The 18,098-nt window shown below is 67.4% G+C and carries 17 protein-coding genes; 7 read left to right on the forward strand and 10 right to left on the reverse strand.

What is annotated here, in order from left to right; genetic code table 11:
* Position 1: 1 nt before the first annotated feature.
* The 7 genes from H8S61_RS13470 to H8S61_RS13500 form a co-directional block, all read right to left on the reverse strand.
* Positions 2-964 (reverse strand): slipin family protein, encoded by a 963-nt coding sequence (locus H8S61_RS13470; RefSeq protein WP_186939335.1) that lies wholly within the window; start codon positions 962-964, stop codon positions 2-4.
* 39 nt (positions 965-1,003) lie between these two features.
* On the reverse strand, positions 1,004-1,384 hold the full coding sequence (locus H8S61_RS13475) for a GntR family transcriptional regulator (RefSeq protein ID WP_160943091.1): 381 nt from the start codon (positions 1,382-1,384) through the stop codon (positions 1,004-1,006).
* Between the two features lie 58 nt (positions 1,385-1,442).
* Positions 1,443-2,321 (reverse strand): NrfD/PsrC family molybdoenzyme membrane anchor subunit, encoded by an 879-nt coding sequence (gene nrfD, locus H8S61_RS13480; RefSeq protein ID WP_186939336.1) that lies wholly within the window; start codon positions 2,319-2,321, stop codon positions 1,443-1,445.
* Between the two features lie 11 nt (positions 2,322-2,332).
* Positions 2,333-3,130 (reverse strand): 4Fe-4S dicluster domain-containing protein, encoded by a 798-nt coding sequence (locus H8S61_RS13485; RefSeq protein ID WP_186939337.1) that lies wholly within the window; start codon positions 3,128-3,130, stop codon positions 2,333-2,335.
* Between the two features lie 87 nt (positions 3,131-3,217).
* Positions 3,218-3,883 (reverse strand): TorD/DmsD family molecular chaperone, encoded by a 666-nt coding sequence (locus H8S61_RS13490; protein ID WP_186939338.1) that lies wholly within the window; start codon positions 3,881-3,883, stop codon positions 3,218-3,220.
* Positions 3,884-4,053: 170 nt separating this feature from the next.
* Positions 4,054-6,270: a molybdopterin-containing oxidoreductase family protein gene (locus tag H8S61_RS13495; protein ID WP_186939339.1), complete on the reverse strand. Its 2,217-nt coding sequence runs from the start codon at positions 6,268-6,270 to the stop codon at positions 4,054-4,056.
* Between the two features lies 1 nt (position 6,271).
* The gene (locus H8S61_RS13500; RefSeq protein WP_186939340.1) at positions 6,272-7,096 is read right to left on the reverse strand and encodes a 4Fe-4S dicluster domain-containing protein; all 825 of its coding nucleotides are present in this window, start codon (positions 7,094-7,096) and stop codon (positions 6,272-6,274) included.
* 922 nt (positions 7,097-8,018) lie between these two features.
* Between H8S61_RS13500 and H8S61_RS13505 the strand changes: the two genes are divergently transcribed.
* Positions 8,019-8,726 carry a pirin family protein gene (locus H8S61_RS13505; protein ID WP_186939341.1) on the forward strand — a complete coding sequence of 236 codons (708 nt, stop codon included), beginning with the start codon at positions 8,019-8,021 and terminating at the stop codon, positions 8,724-8,726.
* A gap of 71 nt (positions 8,727-8,797) precedes the next feature.
* Here H8S61_RS13505 and H8S61_RS13510 read toward each other — a convergent pair whose 3' ends face one another.
* Genes H8S61_RS13510 through H8S61_RS13520 form a run of 3 tightly spaced genes read right to left on the reverse strand, consistent with a single transcriptional unit; the run spans position 8,798 to position 10,783 of the window.
* A complete protein-coding gene (locus tag H8S61_RS13510; protein WP_186939342.1) occupies positions 8,798-9,847 on the reverse strand; it encodes a DUF4097 domain-containing protein in 1,050 nt (349 codons plus the stop codon).
* Entirely contained in the window at positions 9,840-10,472 is a 633-nt protein-coding gene (locus H8S61_RS13515) for a DUF1700 domain-containing protein (protein ID WP_186939343.1), read from the reverse strand. Before H8S61_RS13515 ends, H8S61_RS13510 begins: the two co-directional genes overlap by 8 nt.
* Complete coding sequence (locus tag H8S61_RS13520; protein WP_186939344.1) at positions 10,469-10,783, reverse strand: PadR family transcriptional regulator; 315 nt, start codon at positions 10,781-10,783, stop codon at positions 10,469-10,471. The genes H8S61_RS13515 and H8S61_RS13520 overlap by 4 nt, the downstream gene beginning before the upstream one ends.
* Positions 10,784-11,376: 593 nt before the next feature.
* On the opposite strand from H8S61_RS13520, the gene gatC reads away from it, so the two are divergent.
* The 6 genes from gatC (at position 11,377) to H8S61_RS13550 (ending at position 17,882) form a co-directional block, all read left to right on the forward strand.
* Positions 11,377-11,688 (forward strand): Asp-tRNA(Asn)/Glu-tRNA(Gln) amidotransferase subunit GatC, encoded by a 312-nt coding sequence (gene gatC / locus H8S61_RS13525; protein ID WP_154334204.1) that lies wholly within the window; start codon positions 11,377-11,379, stop codon positions 11,686-11,688.
* Positions 11,688-13,280, forward strand: a complete 1,593-nt coding sequence (gatA, locus tag H8S61_RS13530) for an Asp-tRNA(Asn)/Glu-tRNA(Gln) amidotransferase subunit GatA (RefSeq protein ID WP_255466619.1) — start codon at positions 11,688-11,690, stop codon at positions 13,278-13,280. The genes gatC and gatA overlap by 1 nt, the downstream gene beginning before the upstream one ends.
* A 2-nt stretch (positions 13,281-13,282) precedes the next feature.
* On the forward strand, positions 13,283-14,857 hold the full coding sequence (gatB, locus tag H8S61_RS13535) for an Asp-tRNA(Asn)/Glu-tRNA(Gln) amidotransferase subunit GatB (protein ID WP_186939345.1): 1,575 nt from the start codon (positions 13,283-13,285) through the stop codon (positions 14,855-14,857).
* Between the two features lie 82 nt (positions 14,858-14,939).
* Positions 14,940-16,454 (forward strand): alanine/glycine:cation symporter family protein, encoded by a 1,515-nt coding sequence (locus H8S61_RS13540; RefSeq protein WP_186939346.1) that lies wholly within the window; start codon positions 14,940-14,942, stop codon positions 16,452-16,454.
* A gap of 90 nt (positions 16,455-16,544) precedes the next feature.
* Entirely contained in the window at positions 16,545-16,829 is a 285-nt protein-coding gene (locus tag H8S61_RS13545) for a holotricin-3 (RefSeq protein ID WP_154334201.1), read from the forward strand.
* A 159-nt stretch (positions 16,830-16,988) separates the two neighbouring features.
* The gene (locus H8S61_RS13550; protein WP_186939347.1) at positions 16,989-17,882 is read left to right on the forward strand and encodes a DUF2797 domain-containing protein; all 894 of its coding nucleotides are present in this window, start codon (positions 16,989-16,991) and stop codon (positions 17,880-17,882) included.
* The last annotated feature ends 216 nt before the right edge of the window (positions 17,883-18,098 follow it).

The following is an 18,098-nucleotide window of genomic DNA, read 5'->3' on the forward strand; positions in this document are numbered from 1 at the left end:
CCTACTTCCCCTTGATCGCCTTCGCCAGGTCCTCGACTGACGAGCCCAGGCCGTCGCTCAACGAGGAGGGGACGGTCACCACGGTGCCGCCCGACTTCTTGATGCTCTCGTACAGCAGGTGCATGGTCCTGATCTTGAGCGCCGCGTCATTCTTCTCGTACACGTCGCTCGCGTTCGCGATCATCTCGGAGATGTCCTCCTCGGCGCTGGCCAGCACGAGGCGCGCGTTCTTCTCGCGCTCGGCCTGGGCTTCCAGCGACATGACCTCCTGCAGCTCGGCGGGAATCACGATGTCGCGCACCTTCACCGACAGGATGGCGATGCCCCACGGCTCCGTCTCCTCCTCGATGACCGTCTTCAGCTCCTTGTCCAGCTGCTCGCGCGACAGCGCAACCTCGGCCACGCTCATGCGGCCGATGGCGTCGCGCATGGCGGTCTGCGCGATGTAGAGGACGGCCTGGCTGTAGTTCTCCACCTCGATGCACGCCGCCTTCGCATCCCATACCATCCAGAACAGCACGGCGTCGATGTCCACCGGCACGAGGTCGGAGGTGAGCGTTTTCTCGGCGCCGAACGGGGTGGACACCGTGCGCATGTCGACGTGGCACGCCGCCTGCTCGATGACGGGGATGGTGAAGATGAGCCCCGGCCCGGCCACGCGGTTGAACGCGCCGAAGCGGCAGATGACCACGCGCTCCCACTCCATGGCGATATGGACGGTCATGGCCAGCCCCACGGCCACGAGGGCGGCGATGGCCAGCACCCACGGGTTCATCAGCCCGAGGCCGAACCACGCCACCAGCAGCAGGGCCGCGAACACCGCCGCGGCCAGCACGATGGAGAACAGCACGGCGCCGTTCTTCGTGGCCTTGGAGGGGAGGTACGGCGCGGAGGCCGACTCGACGAGCGCCGATTCCCCCAGCGTGCGCCCCTGATTCGCAAGTTTGCTCGTTCTCGTGTTCATAGCTTCCTCCATGCAGGTAGATGAAACGAGCGCGGCGCTCTACGCGTCGGCTCGGAATCCGTCGAGCGCTTTCGCGAAGCGCTTCTCCACGTCGTCGACGGTCATGCCCAGCTCGAGGCACTGGCGGATGCCCTCGACGAGGATGACGTCCCCCGACGTGGCCTCGCCGTCCGCATCCTCGGTCTTGCTGACGAACGCCCCGCGTCCGCGCTTCGAACTGATGTAGCCGTCGTGCTCGAGGCTCGTGTACACCTTGTTGACCGTGTGGTAGTTGACGTTGATGTCGGCGGCGAGGGCGCGCACCGTGGGAAGGCGGTCGCCGTTCTTGTAGTGGCCGGAGTCGATGAGGTACATGAGCCGATTGCGCACCTGCACCCATATAGGGATGCCGCTCGCATCGTCCACCTCGATCAGGGCCACGTTCTCACCTCGTTCATCCTCGTCCATGGTTCACCAACCCGATCATGCCGTGCATGGTCTATACGAATTGTACGTTGACTATGCAGTATCGGAGGAAAAAACCACCGACCAGCACAAAAGGCACGGCAACCGCCACGAGCGACGATGCGCCGGTGGCCGCGAACGCGGCGTCCAGCGCAAGCGGCAACACGAGGCCGACGCCGACGAACCCGATCCAGAACACCCACGCCTCCGGCCCCTGCAGCAGCGCCTCCACCGCCGCGCCTTGCCCCTGCACGCCGGCCGCGAGGGCCAGGTACGCGACCAGCACGACCGCCTCGCAGGCGATGAGCGCGGCGTCGGCGCGCGAAAGCGTCCGCATGAGGCGTCCCGTCGCGGCGGCTTCGGGCCACGCCCCGGCCAGCGCGCAGGCCGCGCCCACCGACAGCGACGAGCAGGCGAACAGCACGGGCAGCAGCGGGCTGCCCCACAGCGGGATGAACCCGATCTGCGCGAGCAGCACGCCGGTGTACACCATCGTGGCCGTGCCGCACGCCACGGCGGCGACTTCGAGCGCCTTGATGAGCGCAAGCGGCGTGCGCGCGCTGCCGAACAGCGCGATGGCGCCCAACGCCACGGTGCAGGCGACGGTGGCGCTCAGCACGTACGAGCCGAACGTCAGCACCGACGCGGTGGGGTAGAGCAGCACGTACAGGAACCGCTCGGGGTGCGCGAGGTCGAGCAGCAGGCACAGGGTGCCCAGCACGAGCGCCCCGCCGGCGAAGAGGTAGCCGCGCACGAAGAACGGCGTTGAAAGCTCCTGCGTCCAGGCGAGCCGTTCGCGCCCGGGGCGCTTCGACCAGCGCCCGAACAGGAGGTCGCACAGCGCCAGCACCGTGACGGCGCCGGCTCCGCCCCCTCCGAGGAACAGGTACCAGATGATGGAATCGCTGAACAAGAGCGTCCACCTTACGCTTCTGGGGACGACGCGCGCTCGGCCCGTCGGTCCCGGTTCTTCTTCGCGGTCAAGCCCGCGCCTGCCGCCAACGCCGCGGCGGCGACGGCGGCGCCCGCTACCACGGCGGGGTTGCCCTCGCCCGTGCGGTCGACAGCGGCGACGGCCTCGGTCGAGGAGCGGTGGAACTGCGTTCTGAGCGTCTCTTCCACGTCGAGGGCGTGGGCGCCGACGGCGTAGAGCATGCCCGTCCCTTCGATGCGCGCCGCGCCGGCTCCCTCGATGAAGGCGCGCAGCGCGGCGGTCGGGTCGTCCAGGTCCCCGAACGCGCGCACGCCCACGGGGCAGGCGGCCACGCACGCGGGCTCCAGCCCCGCATCCACGCGATCGGCGCACAGGGTGCACTTCTCCGCCACGCCCAAGCGCTCCGTCGGGGCGTTCTCGTAGGGCGCGGGCGTCGCGGCGCCGAAATGCCACCCGTCGCGCGCGTTGATGGTGCGCGCGCCGTACGGGCAGGCCGTCAGGCACACGCCGCACCCGATGCAGCGGTCGTACGCCACAACCACGATGCCGTCGTCGCGCTTGCCGCTGGCGCCCGTGGGGCACACGCTCACGCACGAGGGGTCGTCGCAGTGGAGGCAGCCGTGGGGCAGCGCCGCCCGGTCGCCGTCGGGCCATCGCCCCCACTCCAGCGTGTCGACCCAGGTCCAAGCCACGCCGGGGCGCAGGGCGTTGTGCTGCTGGCACGCCACGACGCAGGTTTGGCACCCCGTGCAGTGCGCCATGTCCAAGGCCATTGCGAATCTCGTCACGCTCACCCCTCCCTTGCTTCCCCTCAGGGGCATCATAGCAGGAGTTGCCCGTCGGTTCCAACGTCCCTACGTCGCGCTGCGCGCCGCTCAGGCGTCCAGGTTCCGCACCTCGTCCACGAGCGTTCGGTCCTCTCGCAGGTGGGCGACCAGCAGCTTCGCCAGGCCGCGGTAGAAGCCGGTTCGGGCGACCTGTTCCATGGTGGCGGCGAACGAGGGCACCCAGTTCAGCAGGTGTCCGTCGAGGAACGCGGCCTGCACGTCCAGCAGGCGGCGCAGCTCCTCCCCGTCGCCCCCGTCGTATGCCGCCGCGGCGCGTTGCGCCCCCACCTGCATGAATTCCAGCTCGAGGGCGATATGGTCCTCGCCCAGCCGCGCGGCGTCGGACGCCCGCAGCCCCTCGGCGCGGTAGAGGGCGCGCACCTCGTCGCGCGCTCGGTCCATCACGAGGTGCTCCTCGGACGTGTGCACCGACTCGTTGGGATAGGGCGCGGTGCGCGTCGAGCGCCGGCGCACGACGAACAGCCGCGCGAAGTCCACGGCCAGCTCGGTGCGCGTATGCTCGTCGGCGGCGGCGAGGTACGATCCCATCAGGTGGTTCGCCTCGTCGCACGGGGCCGACCCCGTATCGTCGGGGAAGGGCAGCGCGCGCAGGCCTTCCAGCAGCTCCTCGTCTACCTCGCGGTTGAACAGCCGCGCGAGCAGCCCGTAGGATGCGGCGCGGTCGGCCAGCGCGAGCGATACCTGTTCGTTCATGGCGGTTCCTTCCTCCGTCTCGGCGGCAGGTGCGGGGCCCGGCCGTCGGCAGCCTGTTCGCGCGCGCGATTGCAGTCCCGCACGGAACAGGCTCCCGTCGCCCGGGCCGGTGAAGCGGGGCCCCGCGCGGGGGAGGGGTGTGCGCGGGGCCCGAACAGCGGATGATCAGGCTATATCTTCTCGATCTCGCAGAGGGCGTCCTTGAAGGTGGGGAAGCCGGAGATCGGGTCGAACACACGGTCGATGAGCAGGCACGAGTTCGCCTGTTCCCAGCCGTGGAGGATCTCGACGTTGCCCGGGTGCATCATGTTGGTGACGTGCACCTTGAACTGCACCTCGCCCAGCTGGTTGAAGATGCGCACCATGTCGCCCTCTTCGAGGCCGCGGGCTTCGGCGTCCTCGTGGCTCATGTTCACGATGGGCTCGGGCATGAACTGGTTGAGCCAAGGCGTGTGGCGGTACTTGCTGTGCACGTACCAGGGCACGCGGTTGCCGGTGGTCAGGATCAGGGGATACTGCTCGAACAGGTCGGGCGTGGCCACGGGGCTGACGTGCGGCTCCTCGTACTTCGCGAGGCCCTCGAAGCCGAGCTTCTCCAGCAGGCCGCTCTTGAACTCCATCTTGCCCGACGGCGTGCCGAAGCCCTTCTGCTCGTACTGCTTGGGCGACCATTCGCCCGCCGACGGCAGGGGATAGACGCCGGGCAGCGCGTTCTGCACGTCGTCGACCGTGGCGCCCGATCCGCCGGCGTCGAGGTAGGCCTGCATGCACGCCTTGAGATCGCCGTTGAAGCACTCCTCCTCGAAGCCGAGCGCGCAGCCGATGTCGAGCAGGATCTGCCAGTCCTCGCGGGCCTCGCCAGCCGGGTCCATGGCGGCTTGGCTGCCGATGAGGCCGGTCGGCTGCGTCTGGAACGGGGCGATGCGCTCCCAGCACACGGCCGTGGGCAGCACCATGTCCATATAGTCGTGCGTCCACGGGTTCAGGTGGATGTCGATGCCCACGGCGAAGTCGAGGGTGGACACGGCTTCCTGGATCTGCGTGGTCTGCGCGAAGTTCATGAGGTTGGTGCCCAGGAACACGCCGGCGTGGATGAGGCCGTCGTCGATGTACTCGAGCAGGCCGTTGTTCTGGTAGTACGTCGAGGTCGCCGACCACACCGGCCACCGCTCGACGCCGGCACGCTGGTCGAGCAGCTCCTTCGCCACGCCCTTGAGCTGGAAGGACGAGTCGTCGGTGCCGGTGATGCCGGGAGCCAGCTTGTTGCAGCCCTCGCGATCCCAGTAGCCCATGAGGCCGAGCAGCTGGTGGATGGCGCGGGTGCTCTGCACGCCGTTGGAGTGGTGCGTGGTGGAGTGGGGGCTCACCCACATGGTGCCCTGGCCGCCCTCGGCCCACATGCGCGCGGCGGCGCGGATGTCGTCGGCCTTCACCCAGGTGATCTCCTCGGCCTTCTCGGGCGTGAACTCCTTCACGTATTCCTTGTACTCGTCGAAGCCCTCCGTCCAGTTCTCGACGAAGTCGTGGTCGTAGAGGTCCTCCTCGACGATGACGTTGCCCATGGCCAGCGCCAGCGCGCCGTCGGAGCCGGGGCGCGGCTGCAGGTAGATGTCGGCCAGCTGCACGGCGGTGGGCGTCAGGCGCGTGTCGATGACGATGTACTTGCACCCCGCCTTCTTGGCATCGAGCATGCCCTTGTACGCGGTGGGCTGGGGATACATCGACCAGGCGATGTTGGAGCCCCACTGCAGGTGCACCTTGGTGTCGGCGTTCGGCAGCGATCCGGTGCGCCCGCCGAAGTCCAGGATGCCCGCCAGCATCTCGGCGAACGCGCACTGCGCGCCGCCCCACGACACGTTCGGCGTGCCGAACAGCGCGGCCACGCGGCAGAACACGGGCAGGTGCTCCTTCGGGTCGCCCGAGTGGAACGTCACCGACGACGCGCCGTAGGTTTCCTTGGCCTTGTTGAGCTCGGTCGCGATGGTGGACAGCGCCTCGTCCCAGGTGATGCGCTCCCATTGGGGATCCTCGCCGAGGCCCTTCTTCGGGTTCGTGCGCTTCAAGGGGTACAGCAGGCGGTTCGGGTCGTAGACGTTCTGCAGGCTGGTGAGGCCCTTGAGGCACGGCTTGGGCTTGGAGTGCTGGTCGTTGCCCTCGACGCGCACGAGCTTGCCGTTTTGCACGGTGCCCTTCAGTCCGCAGAACACGGACTGGTTGCACATGGGGCAGGACGTGTACACGTAGGTTTCGCCCGCGTCCTCGGCAGCGAAGGCCTGCTCGGGCGCGACGGTTTCCAGGCCGCCCGAGGCGAGCGCGGCGGCTCCGAGGGCGGCGGCGCCGACGAAGGCGCGGCGCGAGAGGTTGATCGTGCTGTTCGGCGTGGTCATGTTACTCGCCTTCCTTTCCCTCGACGGTGCTCGCTGCGTGCTTCTTGCCGCGGACGTTGCCCGCCGCGAATCCGGCTCCGGCCGCCACGGCGGCCACCGCCACCGCGCCGACCCCGATCACCGCGGCGTTCGGACCCTGGAACTCGCCCTGGGGACCGGCGGGCTCGGCCTCGCTCGCCACGATGTTGGGCACGTTCGAGACGTTCGTCATGAGCGCTTCGCGCAGGCTGAAATCGTGGTCGCCCTTCACATAATACAGCGACGTGCCGCGCAGGTTCTCGGCGTTGTTGTCTTTGATGTACGCGCTGACCTCGCTTGACGGGTCGTCCACGTCGCCGAACACGCGCGCGGCCATCGGGCAGGCCTCCACGCAGTGGGGCAGGCCGCCCTCGTCGACGCGCTCGGCGCAGAAGATGCACTTCTCGGCCACGTCCGCATGCGGGGTGCCGTAGCTCTCGTAGGGAGCGGCTTCGGCGGCTCCGAAGTACCAATCGTCCTTGAAGCTGATGGTGCGCGCCTCGTACGGGCACACCATCACGCAGGCGCCGCAGGCCAGGCACGCGTCGTAGTTGACGGTGACGATGCCGTCGGCGCGCTGCGAGCTGGCGGCGGTGGGGCAGGCGTGCACGCACGGGGCGTCGTCGCAGTGCATGCACGCGTGGGGCAGGGCGAAGCGGTCGCCGTCGGGCCATTCCCCCTGCTCGATCGTGTCGACCGTGCTCCAGTGCACGCCCGGCCTCTGATTGTTGTTCATCTGGCACGTCACCACGCAGGTTTGGCATCCCGTGCACCGTGTCAAATCGATCACCATGCCGTACTTCGTCATGGCGTCCCCCTTTCCTCGTCGATCCCTTGCTCTCGTCCGTAGCTGTCGGTGCCGTCGGCACCGTGGAACCCCGATCCTCCCTTCGCGCTCCCCCGCCTCCGCGGCGATGTCCTTTGTTCTATCGTTATATTATTCTATAATACTAGAATAATCAAGAGGAGCCGGAATAAAGGTTGAAGCGCGTAGGGAGGGGGTGGGGCGTGGAGCGCGGGACGGCGACGTGGGAGAGAGGCGGCGTGCGGCACGGGGCGGCGGAGGGGGAGAGGTGGGTCGCGCGGCGCGGGGAGGGGGCGGGAGGGGCTTCGGAGGCTCGCGCGTTCTCGAGCGACCCCGCTCTTGGAAGCTCGCATGCTCGTGCCCCGTCTTGGGCGCGCGGTGTCGCCGGGGAGCGCGGCGTCCCGCGTCGCGCCGACCGCATGCCGCGCGCATCGCGAGCCGGCGCGGGACGCGCCCCTTCGCCCGCAAGCGCGATCCCGTGCGAAGGGAAGGGCGTCCCGCCGGCGCGAAGTCGCAGCACGTACAAATGTTTCACGTGAAACACCCGCCCGCACTCCTCGCTCGAGGCATCGTTGCGTGCGAAACCGCTTCGAAGTCACAAAAATCACCGCTGTGAAGCTTTTCATGTGTATCGGGGCGCTATCGTGCGACGAGAACGGCCCACGCGTTTTTCGTGACCTGGTGTTTCGTTGTCGAGGGATTCCTTCACGCCGTCTTTCGGCTTCCGCGGGGCTTCACGCCGGTGATTTTTGTGACTCGGCGGCGGTTTTTCGCGATGAGCGCTTCGCGCCCCCTCCCGCCCCGCCGCCCGCCCGTTGAGCATGCCCCTCATCATCTCGTTACGCGGGCGACATGCAATCGCCACGCGTGGCGCACGGGGGCACGCTATGATCGCTTCAACAACAACTAGAAGGAGCGATTCGCCATGATCAAGGTCATCAAGCACGAGAACATGGGCCGCAGCGACCGCCGATGGCTGCACAGCCTGTTCCATTTCTCGTTCGCCGAGTACTACAACCCCGACAACATCAAGTTCGGCGCGCTGCGCGTGGTCAACGACGACCGGTTCGACCCGCACGGCGGGTTCGACACGCATCCGCACGACAACATGGAGATCATCAGCTACGTCGTGGACGGTCAGCTCACCCACCGCGACAGCCTGGGCAACGGCAGCCGGCTCGAGCGTGGCGACGTGCAGTACATGAGCGCCGGAAGCGGCATCATGCACAGCGAGTTCAACGATACGAACGAGCCGCTGCGCTTCCTGCAGATATGGATCCTGCCCGACGAAAAGAACGTGGAGCCGAACTACGGCGACCACCGCTTCGACTGGGGGGATCGCGTGGGGAAGTGGATGCCCATCGCCTCGGGCGAGGAGGGCTTCGCGCCCATCCGCATCCATCAGGACATGAAGGTGCTCGTCAGCGCCATCGGGGCGGACGAGATGCTGTACTACGACCTCGACCCGGCGCGCCAGGCCTACCTCATCCAGATCGAGGGCGAGGGCTTGGTGAACGGCAACGAGCTGGCCGAAGGCGACGCGGCCGAGATCACCGCCACGCGCGAGGTCACCATCCGTGCGAAGACGCCGTCGCACTACATCCTGTTCGACATGGCCGCCGACGAGGCGTAGCCGCGCTCGCATGCAGAAGGCCCGCAGCGGATGCTGCGGGCCTTCGTCGCGCGTTCGCGCAGGGAGGGCGCCTAGAGGGACGGGGGCTCAGGGGCCTCGGGCGCTTCAGGAGCCTCCGGGGCTTGCGGCGCGCTCAAGCCGCCGTCGCTGCTGCCGGTGCCGCCCCTGTCGACGCTCGCGCCGCCTTCCGCGAACGTCAGCGTCACGTTCCCGCTCATCGTATGGGCGCTCACGTGCCGCGACGCCGTGGCGCTGCCCGCCGGGGAGTGCACGTTGCCGCTGACCGACGAGGCCTCGATGGCGTACTCGCTGTCAGAGCCGGTGAACGAGGCGCTCACGTTGCCGCTGACGGCGTCGAACTTCGCGTCGGCGGCGGCGATGCCCGTTGCCTGGATGTCGCCGCTGCCCATGTGCGCATCGAGCGTGACCGTGCTCACGTTCCGCAGCGTCTGCTTGCCGCTCGCGGTGTCGAGCTTCACGATCTCGGACGCCTCGACGTCGGAGTACTCCACGTTGCCGCTCATCGTGGTGGCGCTGAGGTACGAGCACTGCGTGCCCCGCACTTCCACGTTGCCGCTGGCCGCGCTCGTCACGATGTCGTTGGCGACGAGGTTCGCGAGCTTGATGCTGCCGCTCGCGGTCTTCGCCGTGACGGAGCCCAGGCCGTCCAGGTCGGCCGCGTCCACGTTGCCGCCCATGATGTCGATGTCGAGCGAGCCCGTGTAGCTGCGCGGCACCTTCACGACGGTGGTATGGTCCTCGAACGACCCGATCATCATGATGCCGATGTACGAGTCGCGCGAACCCTCGACGGTGACGGTGCCGCCGCTGTCGGTCACGTCGAAGTGCTTCCGCTCGTTCGTCCAGTACGTCACCTCGATGGCGTCGCCGTCGGTCGGCTCGATGCGCACGTCCTCGTCCACGTCGCGCAGGACGATGGTACTGTGGGGGCTTTCCGCTTCGGGGTCGAGCGTCTTCGTGGTGGACGTCCAGTTGCGGGATTCGGTCGAGAGGTTCTCGATGTTGAACCCGGCCGCCGCGAACGCGCCGAAGGAGATGGCGAAGCCTCCGACGACGAGGATGGTCGCGATGACGAGCAACGTCTTCTTGCCGCTAGACATGAGCTGCTCCTTCCGGTGCGATGGGGCTGGCGTCGTTGCGCTGCAGCTTGATGAACAGCCCCTTCACCCAGCGGGCGAACGAATGGGTGAGGTTGATGAGGCCCTTGCTGGCGGCGAGCACGCCGAACCAGGAGAACAGCCCCATGCCGGCGCCGGCCAGTCCGCAGCCGAAGATCCAGATGCCCGAGAGCGGGTACCCGATGGCCGTGCACCACGCGAGGCCGAACACGCCGAAGGGCGCGCACACCAGCAGGGAGACCACGACGGCCCAGAGCGCCACGACGACCATCCAGATGGCAAGGTAGACGGAGAGCACCGTGAGCACGAACGCCAGCGCCAGCGTCACCCAGATGGGGGAGAGGATGGCCAGCAGCACGATGTTGAGCGTGCGGCTGCCGGTGTTCGCCTTCGCGATGGCCTTCGGGATGGGCGGCGTCTCGGCGATGATCTGCGCCGCGATGGCGTTCACCGGCCCGAGCGCGGCCACCGCCTCCTGTTCGCCCATGCCGTCTTCGATGCGGTCGTCGATCATCTCGGCGTAGAACGCGATCGACTGCTCCACCTCGTAAGACGGCAGCTTGCCGAGCGCGCGCCGCAACGCATCCAAGAACTCGGTCTTATTCATCGGTTGGCACCTCGTTTCACATACTCGTAGACGTCCAAAACGTCGTCCCATTCCTTCAAAAACTCGTCGAGGTACGTGACCCCGGCGGGCGTGATGCGATAGTACTTGCGCAGGCGCCCGTTGTGCTCAATGGCGTACACCGTCAGCATCCCTGCCGACTCCAGCCGTTTGAGCAGGGGGTACAGCGTCGATTCCGTGAGATGCAGGCTCGGCGGCACGTCTTTGACGATCTGATAGCCGTACGAGTCCTGGCGGTTGATCGATGCGAGCACGCAAACATCGAGGAACCCTCGCTTCAATTGTGCATCCATCGCATACCTCCTTTCGCCTTATACTATATGACACATAGTATAAGGCGTCAACGGGTATTTAGAAAAATGTTGGGAAGGCGAGCGGCGGGGGCGGGAGGCGGGCTGCCGGCCTTTGGGAGAGGCGTTTTCGCTCTTCGGTGCGGCAGAGGTTCCGTCTGCCCTCTGGCGCAGGGAAGCGGCTGCGGACGTTGGAGTGCGTTCGCGCCGATTCTCGCCGGAAGCGACGCGCGGTCGGCGCGGCAAGGTGCGCGTCGATCAAGGATCGCGCGCCCGCGTCAACGGGGGATGCAGTTTCCGAACCGCCTCCCGAATGTTTCACGTGAAACATTTGTTCCGAACTCGCAGATGTTTCACGTGAAACAATGCGAACCGCACGAGCTGCTGCAGGCGGGTCTTCCTGTTCGTTGGCGCCTCGCACCGGAAGGCCTTCGTCGCCTTCGAGAAAAATCGTGCGGCGCGGGCGTGCGCGCCCGCGTCGCACGCAAGGTTTGCTATTATGGACGGCGTTATGTTTTCACCTGTTCCACCTTCGGTTTCCGGGCGTGCCGCGCGGGGCCGATGCGTGAAAACGAGAGAAGGAAAGAGCAGGCCCTATGACCCAACATCTCACCGAGCGCGACGTCCGCGGCATCGCGGAATACGCGCGCATCGGGCTGCCGGACGACGAGGTGGCGCGCATGGTCGTCGACCTCAACGCCATCATCGACAGCCTGAAGCCCATCACCGAATACGACCTCGAGGGCGTGGAGCCCACGTTCCACCCCATCGGCGGCCTTTCCAACGTCATGCGCGAGGACGCCGAGGCGCCCTCCTTCACGCAGGAGGAGGCGCTCGAGAACGCGCCCAAGCAGCAGGACGGCAGCTTCCTCATCCCGTCGATCCTCGGCGAAGGGGGCGATCGCTGATGGCCTCCACCGCTCCCGTGTTCGCCGCGATGAGCGTGCGCGATATCCGCGCCGGCCTCGCCGCCAAGGACTTCTCGGCCCGCGAGATCGCCGAGAGCTCGCTCGCGCGCGTGCGCGCGCTCGACGGCGCCACGCACGCGTTCCTCGAAACCACCGAGCGGCGCGCGCTCGACCAGGCGGCCGCGCTCGACGCCGCCGTGGCCGCCGGCACGCTCGACGCGTGCGGACCGCTGGCCGGCGTGCCCGTGGCGTTCAAGGACAACATGAACCTCGAGGGCACGCACACCACGTGCTCGTCCACCATGCTCGCCAACTATGTGTCGCCCTACACGGCCACGTGCGTCGAGCGCACCATCAACGCCGGCGGCATCCCGCTCGGCAAGCTCAACATGGACGAATTCGCGTTCGGCTCCTCCACGGAGACGAGCGCCTTCGGCCCCACCCGCAACCCGTGGGACCTCGCGCGCGTGCCCGGCGGCTCGTCGGGCGGCAGCGCGTCGGCCGTGGGCGCGGGTCTGGCTGCCATTACGCTGGGCAGCGACACGGGCGGCTCCATCCGCCAGCCCGGCAGCTTCTGCGGCACCGTGGCCGTCAAGCCCACGTACGGCGTGGTCAGCCGCTACGGCGTAGTGGCGTTCGGCAGCTCGCTCGACCAGGTGGGCCCGTTCACGCGCTCGGTGGAGGACGCGGCGTACGCGCTCAACGCCATCGCCGGCCGCGACGCGCTCGACTGCACGAGCCAGGCCGTGGGCGTCGACTTCACGGCGAACCTGGCCGAGGGCGTGCGCGGCATGCGCATCGGCGTGGTGCCCGCGTTCATGGAGGCCCGCGGCCTCACCGACGAGGTGAAGGCCAAGGTGGAGGAGGCCGTCGAGCACCTGCGCGCGCTCGGCGCCGACATCGTGGAGGTGGAGCTGCCGAACGCCCAGGCCGCGATGAGCGCCTACTACGTGCTGGGCCCCTGCGAGGCGTTCAGCAACCTCGCGCGCTTCGACTCGGTGCGCTACGGCTACTGCGATCCCGGTCACAAGGACCTCGGCGGCCAGTACGAGGCCAGCCGCGCCAAGGGCTTCGGCCCCGAGGCGCGCCGCCGCATCATGCTGGGCAGCTACCTCTTGTCCGCGGGCGTGTACGACACCTATTACTACCCGGCGCAGCAGGTGCGCACGCTCATCACGCAGGACTACGCGCGCGCCTACGAGCAGGTGGACTGCATCGTCGCGCCCGTGTCGCCGCGCACCGCGTTCACGTTCGGCGAGGTGAGCGACCCCACCGACATGTACCTGTCGGACATGTTCACCATCTCCATCAACATCGCGGGCAACGGCGGCATGAGCCTGCCCGTGGGCCTGGGCGCGCAGACGCAGCTGCCCGTGGGCGTGCAGCTGATCTCGCCGCAGTTCAAGGACGAGAACATGCTGCGCGTGGCCGCCGCGCTGGAAACGGTGTACGGCCCGGCCCCCGTGGCGCCGGCGTTCGCGCCGGGCGCGGCGGCGCCGGCGGGCGCGCAGGCGACCATCCCCGACGCCGCCGACGCGGTGCCGGGGGTCGACCTGCCCGGCCTCCTCGACGACGGAAAGGCAGGCGAGTAGCCATGAGAAAGCTCGAAGAGGTGCTGCAGGATTGGGAGGCCGTCATCGGCCTTGAGATCCACGCCGAGCTGACGACGCTCGACACCAAGATGTTCTGCGGCTGCAAGCTGGAGTTCGGCGCCGAGCCGAACACGCACACGTGCCCCGTGTGCCTCGGCATGCCCGGCGCGCTTCCCGTGCCGAACCGCGCGGCCATCGAGTCCATCGTGCTGGCGGGCCTGGCCACGAACTGCGACATCGAGAAGCACTCGATGTTCTACCGCAAAACGTACATGTACCCCGACATGTCGAAGAACTACCAGACCACGCAGGGCCCCGTGGCGTTCTGCATGCGCGGCCACCTCGACCTCGACGTGGACGGCGCGGCCGCGAAGGAGCGCATCGACCTGGACGGGCTCGCCGTGGGTGAGAGCCGCGGCAACGTGACGCGCACGGCGGACGGCTACACCGCCCACGTGGGCATCACGCGCATCCACATGGAGGAGGACGCGGGCAAGATGGTGCACATCGGCGGCGGCGAGGGCCGCATCGCCGGGGCCACGCACTCGCTGGTGGACTACAACCGCGCCGGCACGCCGCTCACCGAGCTGGTCACCGAGCCCGACCTGCGCACGCCCGAGGAGGCGCGCCTGTTCATGCAGAAGCTGCGCCAGATCTACCTGGCGCTGGGCATCTCCGACTGCTCGATGGAGGAGGGCAGCATGCGCTGCGACGGCAACGTGTCGCTGCGCCGCCGCGGCGCCAAGGAATTCGGCGTGAAGACCGAGCTCAAGAACATGAACAGCTTCAAGAACCTCCACGACGGCCTGGCCTACGAGATCTGCCGCCAGGCGGACGTGCTCGAGGAGGGCGGCCAGATCTTCCAGGAGACGCGGCACTGGGATCCGTCGGCCAAGCGCACCATCGTGATGCGCGTGAAGGAGACGGCCGACGACTATCGCCTGTTCCCCGACCCGGACCTCGCGCCCTACGACCTCGCCGACGAGTGGATCGAATCGGTGCGCGCGAAGCTCCCCGAGCTGCCCGACCAGAAGGCGGCCCGCTACGAGGACGCGTTCGGCCTCAGCGCTTACGACGCGCGCCATCTCGTGGAGCATCGCGAGACGGCCGACTTCTTCGAGGCGTGCATGGAGCTGGCCGCGGACGGCGCGGCCAAGCTGGCGAAGCCGGTGGCGAACCTCGTCATCAACGACGTGACCGCCTACCTGAACGCCGCGGACGGCGTCCGCCTGGGCTCCACGCCGCTCACCCCGGCCCGCGCGCTTCAGCTCGTGCGCCTGCAAGCCGAGGACGTCATCTCGTCCAAGCAGGCCAAAGAGGTGTTCGCGGCCGTGCTCGACGAGGGCAAGGACCCGGCGGCCATCGTGGAGGAGCGCGGCATGAAGCAGGTGTCGGACACGGGCGCCATCGAGGCCGTGATCGACGCGGTGCTGGCGGCCAACCCCGACAAGGTGGCGCAGTACCAGGGCGGCAAGACGGGCCTCATCGGGTTCTTCGTGGGCCAGTGCATGAAGGAGATGCGCGGCCAGGGCAACCCGAAGCTCATCAGCGAGCTGCTGGCGAAGAAGCTCGGATAGGGCTGTTCGCGCACGTACGTAAAGACGCGGAGGCGCGCTGCGGTTCGGGCGCGCTTCCGCTTTTGAAGGAGAAGGGGGACGAATGGACTTCAACGAATGGTTCATCGCCTGGACGGGCGAGGTCGACGGGTTTCTGTACACGTACATCCTGCTGCTGTTGCTGGTGGCCGTGGGCGTGTACTTCACCATCCGCACGAAGGCCGTGCAGATCCGCTACATCAAGGACATGTTCACGCAGCTGACCGAGAAGAAGCACGTGGAAGGCGAGCGCTCGATCTCGTCGTTCCAGGCGCTCATGGTGTCCACGGCGTCGCGCGTGGGCACGGGCAACATCGCCGGCGTGGCCACCGCCATCGCCACGGGCGGCCCGGGCGCCGTGTTCTGGATGGGGCTCATGGCCGTCATCGGCGCGGCGTCGGCGTTCATCGAGTCCACGCTCGCGCAGGTGTGGAAGGTGCGCGGCAAGGAGGGCGAGTTCCGCGGCGGCCCCGCGTACTACATCCAGCAGGCGCTGGGGAAGCGCTGGCTGGGCATCCTGTTCGCCGTGCTGCTCATCCTGTGCTTCGCGTTCGGGTTCAACGGGCTGCAGGCCTTCAACGCGGCCTCGTCGCTCGAGTACTACATCCCCGACTACGCCACGAACGGCGCGGCCGTGGCCTGCGGCATCGTGCTGGCGGTGATGACCGCGTTCGTCATCTTCGGCGGCGCGAAGCGCATCAGCATCATCACGTCCATCATCGTGCCCATCATGGCCATCGCCTACATCGCCATCGCGGTGTGGACCACCGTCACCAACATCACCGTGCTGCCCCAGGTGTTCTCGCTGGTGTTCGCCTCGGCGTTCGACTTCCAGTCGATCTTCGGCGGCTTCGCGGGCTCGGTGGTCATGCTGGGCATCAAGCGCGGCCTGTACTCCAACGAGGCCGGCATGGGCTCGGCGCCGAACGCGGCCGCCACGGCGTCGGTGTCGCACCCCTGCAAGCAGGGCCTCGTGCAGAGCCTGTCCGTGTACATCGACACGCTGCTCATCTGCACCTGCTCGGCCATGATGGTGCTCGTGTTCTACGTGCAGGACCCGCAGGCCGCCGCCGCGCTCAACGGCATGCCGCTCGTGCAGATGGCCGTGAACAACTCGGTGGGCGAGATCGGCATCCACTTCATCACGTTCGCCATCTTCGCCTTCGCGTTCTCCAGCCTCATCGGCAACTACTTCTACGCCGAGAACAACCTGCGCTTCATCAAGGGCGACAGCCGGGCGCTGTTGCTCGTGTTCCGCCTCGTGTGCCTTGCGGTCATCTTCTACGGCGCGGTGAACAGCTTCGACCTCGCGTGGAACCTGGCCGACATCTTCATGGGCTTCATGGCCATCGTGAACCTCATCGCCATCATGTTGCTGGGCAAGTGGGCGCTCAAGGTGCTCGACGACTACTCGGCGCAGCGCAAGGCCGGCAAGGACCCGGTGTTCGTGGCCGACAACATCGAGGGGCTGCCGCCCACCGAGTGCTGGCATCTGTCGCACCTCGAGGAGTACGGCAAGCAGCCGGTGCAGGAGTACCTCGACGACCAGATCGACGTGGAGTACGCCGGGCTGAACTGAGGACGCTCCGGACGCCCTCGACAGGCGTGGTAGGATAGACGGAAACGCGGACGCGCGGGCACGGGGCGCGGTGGGAGGAAAGGAAGCGGCATGGCTGACGACGACCGTCGCGCGGGCGACTGGCTGAAGCGCGACCTGCGCAAGAATGCGAACGACCTGATCGAGGAGCCGAACCAGAAGGTGTGGTACAAGCAGACGTTCTGGATCGTCTTCTTCCTCGTCATATTCTGGCCGGTGGGCATCGTGCTGTGCTGGAGGAGCGACTGGCACATCGTGGCGAAGATCCTCTGCTCGGTGGCGGTGGCGTTCATGGTGTACTTCTCGGTGACCATGTACCAGGCCACCCAGGCGCTCATGGCGTCGGGCGTGGCGTAGGCGAGACGAACCGCGGCCCCTTTCCAGAGAAGGGGCCGCGCTGCTTCTGTGCGATTTTTCGCCTTTCGCCGCGCGCGCTCGCGTCGAATGCCCCTTGTGCGCTATCATTCGCGTCGAAAACAGTGATCTATTCGGTACGAGTTGCACAAGGATAACGATATGACGAACTTCGCGAACGGTCGCACGACCGTCCTGGCGGGCCACGGCTTCGCCGAATCCGGTCCCTACCTGCTGATCAACGACGTGGAGCGGGGTGCGCAGCACCGCTTCGCCGTGCTCGGCAAGACGTTCTCGCTGCGTCGGCTGCCCAAGCGGCGTTGCGTGGGGCGCTTCGATCTCGAGTCCTACACGAAGGAGGTGTGCCCGCTCAACGTGGAGCTGCTTCCCGATGCGAAGGACACGATGTGCCCGGCGTGCCAGGAGGCCACGGGCTTCAACCCCTCGTTCTACTACGCCGACTTCATCTCGGCCCAGCAGCGCGCCTATAACCTCACGCCGCACTTCACCTACCTGGCGTACTTCTCGCCGAAGTACGTGAAGGCCGGCATCTCGTCGGAGACGCGCGGCATCGAGCGCCTGCTGGAGCAGGGTGCCCGCGCGGCCCGCATCGTCGGCCGCTTCGGATGCGCCGACGACGCACGCGAGCTGGAGGCGGCGCTGTGCGCGCAGCCCGGCATCCTGGAAACCATGCGCGCGTCGAAGAAGGTCGACCTGCTCGTGAACGAGCGCTTCGACTTCGTCGAGGCGAAGGAGGTGCTCGACGCCACGGTGGAGCGCCTCGGCCTCGAGGGCGCGGAGCCGGCCGAGGACCTGTCGCCGCACTATTTCGGCGGCCCGTCGCCCGACTGTCACGACCTGCAGGTGCCCGAGGGCCACGACGGCGAGTGCGGCGGCCGCTGCATCGGCATGGTGGGCGGCGCGCTCGTGTTCGAGCAGGAGGGCACGAACTACGTCGTGTCCGTCAAGGAATGGGAGTCCCACGAGATCGAGCTGTTGAAGGACGAAGTGGTGTGCTCCTACGACTTCGCGCCCCAGCAGTTCTCGCTGTTCTAAGGCGGGGCGGACGAGAGCGAGCGCCCTCCCGCATCGTGCGCCGCTCCTTCGGGGGCGGCGCACGCTCGTTTTACCCCGAACAGATGTTTCACGTGAAACATTCTCGTTTCGGGTGGCGCGGGGCTGCCCCCGCACCCCTTCCATGACGTAAAATGTAGCGGTTCTCCAAAACATTCTGCAAACAGCTTGCTTTACTACTCTACTGTGATAAAGTAC

It is taken from the genome of Eggerthella hominis (assembly GCF_014287365.1).
GTDB lineage: Bacteria > Actinomycetota > Coriobacteriia > Coriobacteriales > Eggerthellaceae > Eggerthella > Eggerthella guodeyinii.

What these genes read in the sequence shown, in the direction of transcription:
- H8S61_RS13470 (WP_186939335.1), bottom strand. Translation starts at nt 964, where the DNA reads ATGAACACGAGAACGAGCAAACTTGCGAATCAGGGGCGCACGCTGGGG.
- H8S61_RS13490 (WP_186939338.1), bottom strand. Translation starts at nt 3,883, where the DNA reads ATGAACGAACAGGTATCGCTCGCGCTGGCCGACCGCGCCGCATCCTAC.
- H8S61_RS13495 (WP_186939339.1), bottom strand. Translation starts at nt 6,270, where the DNA reads ATGACCACGCCGAACAGCACGATCAACCTCTCGCGCCGCGCCTTCGTC.
- H8S61_RS13500 (WP_186939340.1), bottom strand. Translation starts at nt 7,096, where the DNA reads ATGACGAAGTACGGCATGGTGATCGATTTGACACGGTGCACGGGATGC.
- H8S61_RS13505 (WP_186939341.1), top strand. Translation starts at nt 8,019, where the DNA reads ATGATCAAGGTCATCAAGCACGAGAACATGGGCCGCAGCGACCGCCGA.
- H8S61_RS13510 (WP_186939342.1), bottom strand. Translation starts at nt 9,847, where the DNA reads ATGTCTAGCGGCAAGAAGACGTTGCTCGTCATCGCGACCATCCTCGTC.
- H8S61_RS13515 (WP_186939343.1), bottom strand. Translation starts at nt 10,472, where the DNA reads ATGAATAAGACCGAGTTCTTGGATGCGTTGCGGCGCGCGCTCGGCAAG.
- H8S61_RS13520 (WP_186939344.1), bottom strand. Translation starts at nt 10,783, where the DNA reads ATGGATGCACAATTGAAGCGAGGGTTCCTCGATGTTTGCGTGCTCGCA.
- gatC (WP_154334204.1), top strand. Translation starts at nt 11,377, where the DNA reads ATGACCCAACATCTCACCGAGCGCGACGTCCGCGGCATCGCGGAATAC.
- gatA (WP_255466619.1), top strand. Translation starts at nt 11,688, where the DNA reads ATGGCCTCCACCGCTCCCGTGTTCGCCGCGATGAGCGTGCGCGATATC.
- gatB (WP_186939345.1), top strand. Translation starts at nt 13,283, where the DNA reads ATGAGAAAGCTCGAAGAGGTGCTGCAGGATTGGGAGGCCGTCATCGGC.
- H8S61_RS13540 (WP_186939346.1), top strand. Translation starts at nt 14,940, where the DNA reads ATGGACTTCAACGAATGGTTCATCGCCTGGACGGGCGAGGTCGACGGG.
- H8S61_RS13545 (WP_154334201.1), top strand. Translation starts at nt 16,545, where the DNA reads ATGGCTGACGACGACCGTCGCGCGGGCGACTGGCTGAAGCGCGACCTG.
- H8S61_RS13550 (WP_186939347.1), top strand. Translation starts at nt 16,989, where the DNA reads ATGACGAACTTCGCGAACGGTCGCACGACCGTCCTGGCGGGCCACGGC.